Origin of the sequence: Streptomyces boluensis, from assembly GCF_009908195.1 — a bacterium.
Taxonomy (GTDB): domain Bacteria; phylum Actinomycetota; class Actinomycetes; order Streptomycetales; family Streptomycetaceae; genus Streptomyces; species Streptomyces boluensis.
This window is the reverse complement of sequence record NZ_JAAAHS010000397.1, coordinates 1-6803: the sequence shown is the minus strand read 5'-3', so window position 1 is coordinate 6803 and position 6803 is coordinate 1. Positions and strand designations below refer to the sequence as shown.

The window sequence follows — 6803 nt, the reverse complement described above, 5'->3', positions numbered from 1 at the left end:
GCCCCGCCCCGGGTGCGGGGCGGGGCCGGGCGCCGGGTCAGGCCTGCCGCTCCACGGGGAGCCAGAGCTGTGCCTCGACCTCGGTGTGGCCGTCGGAGTACCGGGTGCGCAGCAGCTCGGGGCCCGGCCTGCTGCGGTACGGGTTGGACGGGAACCACTGGGTGAAGACGTCCCGCCACAGGTGCTGGACGGCTTCAGGGGCGGGGCCCGAGGTGTCGAAGACCGCCCAGGTGCCGGCGGGCACGGTGAGCGTGGCGCTGCCCTCGGGAGCGGGGGCGGCGGTCACCACCCCGTGGTAGTAGTCCAGTTCGGTGCCTTCGGCGCGGCTGGGGTCGAGGTCGTCGCAGACCCCGAGGACGCCGTGCGGCTCCTGGTCGGACAGTTTCTCCAGGTCCGCGACGGCGTCCTTGCCGATGCCGCGGATGAAGTCCATCAGCGCCCGGTTCGGTCCGAGGTGCACGAGCGGCACCCGTGCCTTCGGTCCTACGACGGTGAACTCCGGCTTGTCCACGATCCGGTAGCGCATGCTGCTGGTCCCTTCGACGACGAGGCGGAAGGACATCCGGGGCTGCGAGTCGAGTGCGGCCCGGGTGCGCCGGGCCTCTCCGGGACCGATGCCGTGCACCGCGCGGAACGCCCGCCCGAACGCCTCGGCCGAGCCGTATCCGTACCGCACCGCGATATCGAGCAGGGTGTCGCGGCCCGCGAGTACGTCGGCGCCTGCGACGGTGAGCCGCCTGCGCCGGACGTACTCGGAGAGCGGCATGCCCGCGAGCGCGGAGAACATCCGCCGCAGGTGGTACTCGGACGTGAGGGCGAGCTGTGCGAGTGCGGCGACGTCGAGCGGTACGCCGTCCTCGGTGAGGTGGTCCTCGATCCGGTCCATGGCCTGGTTGAGACGGTCCAGCATTCCCGGCCTCCTTCCTTTTGACGCTCATCACGCTAGGCAGCGCCACAGGGGGCCGACCCGACATTCTGTGCCCGGTGCGGTCGGGCGGGCAGCGCGGGCGGGGCCGGTCGGTGCGGTCGGTGCGGTCAGTGCTCGGGGAGTGTCTGGTCGAGGGTGAACGGCGGGGTGCTGGTGCCGCTGATGCGGTAGCGGTCCCACGGGTCGGGGTCGGTGAGCTCGCCGAGCGCCTCACCCTGCGGGGTGCGGAGCAGGGCCTCGGTGCGCTTCCCGCCGAGCCGGGTGACGAGGGCCGCGTCGGCGGCGATGCGGCCGTACCAGTGGTAGCGGCCGTCGATGGGCTGGAAGTGGCCGCGCAGGGTCACCTCCACCGCTTGTTCCGCGCCGTCGACGACGAGTGTGGCCGCGCCGCTGTAGCCGTCGTCTCCACCTTCGTGGCCGTGCTGTTCGTGCTGTTCGTGTTGCCGCCGGTCGTTCGGTTCGTACGCCATCTCAGGACTCCTCCTGCGTTCCTTGCGGGGTACGGGACAGGGGCCGGTCCGCGCGCGGCGACGGGATGTCGTCGGGGCTTACCGGGGTGTGCGGGTCGAGCCGGACGCCGTGCCGGCCGAGGTAGCCGTCGATGGCGGCCCAGGCGACCGGGGTGAGGAAGTCGACGACCTCGGCGCGGCTCATGGTGCGCGACTCCAGCCACCACTCGGCGGTGGTGTGCACCATGCCCACGACGGCCTGGGCGAGCGGCTGGGCGTCGCGGGTGTCCAGGCCGAGGGCGCGCAGGTGGGCGGCGAAGACCTGGCTGAGGGTGGCGGCCGCGAGCGCCTTGCCCGCGCGTACGCCGGTGCCCTCGCGCAGCGGTCCGGCCGGGATGGTGGTGTTCACCAGCCAGTAGAGGTTGGGGTGTTGGTCGAGTACGGAGAAGAACGCGTCGACGGCGGCGCGCACTTGGGCGAGCGGGGCGAGCGAGGAGTCGAGCGCGGGCACGAGTCGCTCGATGAGCAGGGTGGTGGCCCGTTCGTGCACCGCTTCGAGGAGATCGGTCTTGCCGCTGAACTGCCGGTACAGGACGGGTTTGCTGACGCCCGCCGCCAACGCGACCTGGTCGACGCGGAGTTCGGGTCCGTGCGCGGCGAGGGCGCGGAGCGCGGCGTCGACGAACTCCTCGCGGCGCGCGGCCCGATGGGACCGCCAGCGCTCCTTGCGTCCGTCAACGGAACGCACCGGTTCCCCACCCTTGACTGCCACGCGGCACACGCTACATGCTACCGAGGGTAACCGTTACCTCGAAGTAACAGTTTCTCGGCACCGCGAGGAGTGAGCCGCTGATGGCCCGAGCACTGCCCCGAACCGAGTCAACTCCCAAGCCCCGAGCGGCCGTTCCGGACCGCGAGAAGACCGCCGCGCGACTGCTCTCGTCCTCGGCGAAGAAGTTCTACGACCCCGAGATCGACATCGACTGGGACGCACCGCTCGCCGAGGACAAGGGCTTCCTCCTGCCGCACCGCGTCTCCCTCTACGGGACGCCGCTGTGGGAGCGGATGACCGAGGACCAGCGGCGCGAACTCGGCAAGCACGAGATGGCCACCATCGCCAGCGTCGGCCTCTGGTTTGAGATCCTGCTGATGAAGATGCTGCTCAAGGAGGTCTACGACAGCGACCCGATCAAGCGGCACACCCAGTACGCGCTGACCGAGGTCGCCGACGAGTGCCGGCACGTCACGATGTTCGCCCGCCTCGTCGAGCGCATCGACTGCCCGGCGTACGGCCCGCCGCCGTTCCTGCACCAGCTCGCCAAGATCCTTCCGACGCTCGCCTACGGACCGGCGATGTACGGCTCGATCCTGGTCGCCGAGGAGGTCCTCGACAAGCTCCAGCGGGAGATGGCGGCGGACGACTCCGTGCAGCCGCTGATGCGGATGGTCAACCGGATCCATGTCATGGAGGAGGCCCGGCACGTCACCTTCGCACGCGAGGAAGTGCTGCGCGGCGCACCGAAGTTGGGCCGGGCGGAGCGGCGCTACCAGCAGTTCATGATCGCCCTGGTGTCGTACTGCATCTCCCGCTCCCTGATCCACCCGAAGGCGTACGCCGCCGTCGGGCTCGACCCCAAGGTGGCCTGGCGCACCGCGCACGCCAACCCGTACTACCGCAGGACGCTGCGCTTCGGCGGTGAGCGGATCATGCCGTTCCTCGACGACGCGGGCCTCATCGGCGGCCCCGGCCTGCCGCTGTGGCGCAAGGCCCATCTGCTGCCCTGAACCGCGGCTCCTTCAGGGGGTGGCCGTGAGGTAGGCGATCACCATGTCGGAGAGCATCGTGCGGTAGTGCTCCCGGGTGTCGGCCGCGGTGAGGTCGCGGCCGAACAGGGCGTGGAACGTATGCCGGTTGGCGACCCGGAAGAAGCAGAACGAGCTGATCAGCGCGTGCAGGTCCACGGCGTCCACGTCCGCCGTGAACACACCCTGCGCGCGGCCCTCGTCGAGGATCGCCGAAATCACCTCGATCGCGGGCGAGTTGAGGGAACCCAGGCTCGGGGCCGCAGCGATGTGCTCGGCCTCGTGGATGTTCTCGATGCTCACCAGGCGGATGAAGTCCGGGTGCGCCTCGTGGTGGTCGAAGGTCAGCTCCGCGAGCCGCCGGATCGCCGCGACCGGCGCGAGACCGGCCACGTCCAACTGCTGTTCCTGGTGCCGGATGCCCGCGTACGCCCGCTCCAGGACGGCCGTGAACAGCTGTTCCTTGCTGCCGAAGTAGTAGTAGATCATCCGCTTGGTGGTCTGTATCCGCGCGGCGATCTCGTCGACCCTGGCCCCGGTGTAGCCGAGCCGGGCGAACTCCTCGGTGGCCACGTCGAGGATCTCCGCACGGGTCCTCGCCTTGTCCCGGGTCCGCTTGGCGGGCTCGCCCGAAGCGGACGCGGACGCGGGCCGGGACTTCGGCGGTGGTACGGCGGCCATGCGGCTCCTCGGTGCGGGGGTGTCCGGGCCGGTCAGTGTATCGCCGGGTCCCTGGGCACCCCCGGGTGTCACGGGTGGTGCTGGTGGTGCTGCTGGGCGTGTTGCGCTGCGAGTCTGATGCCCGCGTTCTGCGCTCCGTAGCCGCGGTAGCCGCCGGTGCGCTGGACCAGTTCGAAGAAGACCCGGCCGGTGACGGCGGTGTAGCAGTGCAGGAACTCGCCGTGCGCGTCGCGGTCGTAGAGGATGCCCAACTCCCTTAGCTCGTCGATGCGTCGGTGCGGCAGCTCGTGCCGGGCGGCGAGGTCGTCGTAGTAGTTGGCGGGGATCGGCAGCAGGGCGGCGCCGCGCTCGCGGGCCGCTCGGGCCGCCGCGAGCACGTCGTCGGTGGCGAGGGCGATGTGCTGGAGCCGGTTGTCGTCGGCGCCGGGCCCCGGCGCCACGTTGAGGGCGAACCGCACCCCGCCGTCCGGGGCGGCGACGGCCCGGCTGCGGAACAGGCCGTACGGGTCGGCCAGGTCGAGGCTCTCGTCGACGGCGAGGCCGAGCACTCCCCGGTAGAACAGCACCGCCTCGTCGAACTGGTGCCACGGCTGGGTCAGCGCGACATGGTCGATACGGTCGACGTGCCCCTGCCCGCCCGCCGAGCCCGCCGTGGACACCGTGACCACCGGCTCGAAGTCGCCGGTCCAGCTGGGGTGGTCGGGATGGTCCGTGCGGCAGAAGAACAACTCCGTACCGTCAGGCGCGGCGACCGCGTCGAGCGGGGCGTCACCGGCCCCCCGGCGGCGCGGCACGACCGGCGCGAGCAGCGCCTCGGCACGGTGCGCGGCCTGCGCCGGGTCGGCGGTCTCAAGCCCGACGGCGGCCAGGGAAGGCCCACAACGCCCGCCGCTCGCACCGGAGTTGAGAAGGACACGGGCCCGCCCCTGCTCCCACAGCTCGACCGGTTTGGTGGTGTGGCGGCCGGTGCGGGCGAACCCGAGCGCGTCGAGCACCGAGCGCACCGGTTCGGTGTCGGACGTGGCGATCTCGGCGAACGCGAAGCCTTCGGGCACGGGCGGTGCGGGCGGTCGTGCGAGTCCCGCGGACTCTTCGAGGAGCAGCAGGGAGCGGAGCGCGTCCACGGCGGTGGCGGCGGCCTCGCCCTGCCGGAACACGTCGTTGAACACTTCCAGGGACAGCGGCCCCGTGTACCCGGCACGCACAGCGGCCGCCGCGACCGAGGCGACGTCGAGGCCGCCCTGACCGGGGAAGCAGCGGTAGTGGCGGCTCCACTGGAGGACGTCCATCGCCATCAGCGGGGCGTCCGCCAACTGGAGAAAGAAGATCTTGTCGCCCGGTATGTCCTGGATCCCGTCGACCTCACTCCCCCGCGACAGGATGTGGAAGCTGTCCAGGCAGGTGCCGAGCGCCGGGTGGTCGGCCTGCTCGACGAGGCGCCAGGCATGACCGTACGTGTGCACGTGCCGGCCCCAGGCCAGCGCCTCGTACGCGACGCGGATGCCGTGTTCCTGGGCGCGCTCGGCGAGTCGGCGCAGGTGGCCCGCGGCGAGCGCGTCGTCGTCGACGGCGCGCGGGTCGACGCTGGAGCAGACGAGGAGCAGGTCGGCGCCGAGCCGCCGCATGACCTCGAACTTCCGCTCCGCGCGCCGCAGATTGCGTACGAAGACGTCCTCGGGCACGGCCTCCATGTCCCGCAGCGGCTGGTAGAGGTCGATGGTGAGCCCGAGGTCGGCGCAGCGCAGCCGGATCTCCTCGGGGCTGAGTGCCGTGCCGAGCAGGTCGTTCTCGAAGATCTCCACACCGTCGAAGCCCGCGGCGGCGACGGCGGTGAGCTTCTCGGAGAGCGGCCCGCTCAGCGACACGGTGGCGATGGACTTACGGGCGCCACGACGCTCGGGCCGGCCGACGCTAGACACACGGTCCCCCTACGGCGGAGGCGGCCGAGGCGGTGGGTGCGGTGAGGTCGGTGAAGTCCGCGAGCATGGCTTCGGTGTGCGGTTCAAGGCCGGTGAAGAGGCGGAACGCGTCGGCGGCCTGGAACACGGCCATGCCGCCGCCGTCGAGGGTGCGGCAGCCCAACGCCTCGGCGGTGTCGAGGAGTTGGGTGCGCAGCGGCCGGTAGACGACCTCGGCGACCCACAGTTCGGGGCGGAGCAGTTCCTCGGGGAGCGGCAGTCCGGGGTGTGCGGCCATGCCGGTGGGCGTGGCGTGCACGAGTCCGTCGGCGGCGGCGACCGCGTCCTGCGTACCGGGCACCGCGCGCCCGACGCCGAATCGGGCGACGAGCGCGTCGGCCAGGGCGGCGGCGCGTACCGGGTCGGTGTCGCAGACGGTGAGCCGGTCGACGCCCAGGTTCAGCAGGGCGTGCGCGACAGCCGCTCCGGCACCGCCCGCGCCGAGCTGGACGACCTGCCCGGTGGCCACGTCGGGCAGGCCACGGGCGAAGGACTTGGCGAACCCGGTCACGTCGGTGTTGTGCCCGACGGCCCGGCCGCCGCTCAGGACGACGGTGTTGACGGCGCCCAACTCGGCGGCTTCGGGGGCGAGTTCGTCGAGGTGCTCGATGACGAGCTGCTTGCAGGGGTGGGTGATGTTCAGCCCGTCGAACCCGAGACGACGGGCGGCCCGCACCAGCTCACCCACCTCCTCGGGCGGGGTGCCGAGCACGTCGAGGTCGAGGGTGCGATAGAGCAACGGAACACCGTGCCGAGCCGCCTCGCGTTCATGCAGGGCAGGACTGAGCGAGGGCCCGATACCGGAACCGATCAGACCGGTGAGGTAGGAGGACACGGGATGGGGTGCCTTTCTGGTGGGGCGGGATCAATTCAGCCTGTACGGGGGCACGTTCGGCTTCTCCGGGGCATGCCTGGGCCAATTTCAGCCCCTCTGGGGGCACCTCCCAGCGGTAGCTGGGGGAGTTTGAGGAGCGGGGTCTGGGG

At 71.6% G+C, this 6803-nt stretch carries 7 protein-coding genes; 1 reads left to right on the top strand and 6 read right to left on the bottom strand.

The annotated features are described in order from the left end of the window. Window positions 1-37: 37 nt before the first annotated feature. The 3 genes from GUY60_RS31935 to GUY60_RS31925 all read right to left on the bottom strand — a co-directional run bounded on the left by GUY60_RS31935 (window position 38) and on the right by GUY60_RS31925 (window position 2125). Window positions 38-910: an AraC family transcriptional regulator gene (locus tag GUY60_RS31935; protein ID WP_161704204.1), complete on the bottom strand. Its 873-nt coding sequence runs from the start codon at window positions 908-910 to the stop codon at window positions 38-40. 125 nt (window positions 911-1035) lie between these two features. Next, window positions 1036-1398: a DUF4873 domain-containing protein gene (locus GUY60_RS31930; RefSeq protein WP_161704202.1), complete on the bottom strand. Its 363-nt coding sequence runs from the start codon at window positions 1396-1398 to the stop codon at window positions 1036-1038. A gap of 1 nt (window position 1399) precedes the next feature. After that, a complete protein-coding gene (locus GUY60_RS31925) occupies window positions 1400-2125 on the bottom strand; it encodes a TetR/AcrR family transcriptional regulator (RefSeq protein WP_312866497.1) in 726 nt (241 codons plus the stop codon). Between the two features lie 104 nt (window positions 2126-2229). On the opposite strand from GUY60_RS31925, the gene GUY60_RS31920 reads away from it, so the two are divergent. After that, complete coding sequence (locus GUY60_RS31920) at window positions 2230-3162, top strand: AurF N-oxygenase family protein (RefSeq protein ID WP_161704198.1); 933 nt, start codon at window positions 2230-2232, stop codon at window positions 3160-3162. A gap of 12 nt (window positions 3163-3174) precedes the next feature. Here the strand turns inward: GUY60_RS31920 and GUY60_RS31915 are convergent, their stop codons facing one another. The 3 genes from GUY60_RS31915 to GUY60_RS31905 form a co-directional block, all read right to left on the bottom strand. Beyond that, the gene (locus GUY60_RS31915; RefSeq protein WP_161704196.1) at window positions 3175-3861 is read right to left on the bottom strand and encodes a TetR/AcrR family transcriptional regulator; all 687 of its coding nucleotides are present in this window, start codon (window positions 3859-3861) and stop codon (window positions 3175-3177) included. 68 nt (window positions 3862-3929) lie between these two features. After that, a complete protein-coding gene (locus GUY60_RS31910; RefSeq protein WP_161704194.1) occupies window positions 3930-5780 on the bottom strand; it encodes a bifunctional sugar phosphate isomerase/epimerase/4-hydroxyphenylpyruvate dioxygenase family protein in 1851 nt (616 codons plus the stop codon). Then, window positions 5773-6654 carry a shikimate dehydrogenase gene (locus tag GUY60_RS31905; RefSeq protein WP_161704192.1) on the bottom strand — a complete coding sequence of 294 codons (882 nt, stop codon included), beginning with the start codon at window positions 6652-6654 and terminating at the stop codon, window positions 5773-5775. The genes GUY60_RS31910 and GUY60_RS31905 overlap by 8 nt, the downstream gene beginning before the upstream one ends. Window positions 6655-6803: the final 149 nt, after the last annotated feature.

Coding starts and splice junctions, on each gene's coding strand:
- GUY60_RS31935 (WP_161704204.1), bottom strand. CDS start 910: ATGCTGGACCGTCTCAACCAGGCCATGGACCGGATCGAGGACCACCTC.
- GUY60_RS31930 (WP_161704202.1), bottom strand. CDS start 1,398: ATGGCGTACGAACCGAACGACCGGCGGCAACACGAACAGCACGAACAG.
- GUY60_RS31920 (WP_161704198.1), top strand. CDS start 2,230: ATGGCCCGAGCACTGCCCCGAACCGAGTCAACTCCCAAGCCCCGAGCG.
- GUY60_RS31915 (WP_161704196.1), bottom strand. CDS start 3,861: ATGGCCGCCGTACCACCGCCGAAGTCCCGGCCCGCGTCCGCGTCCGCT.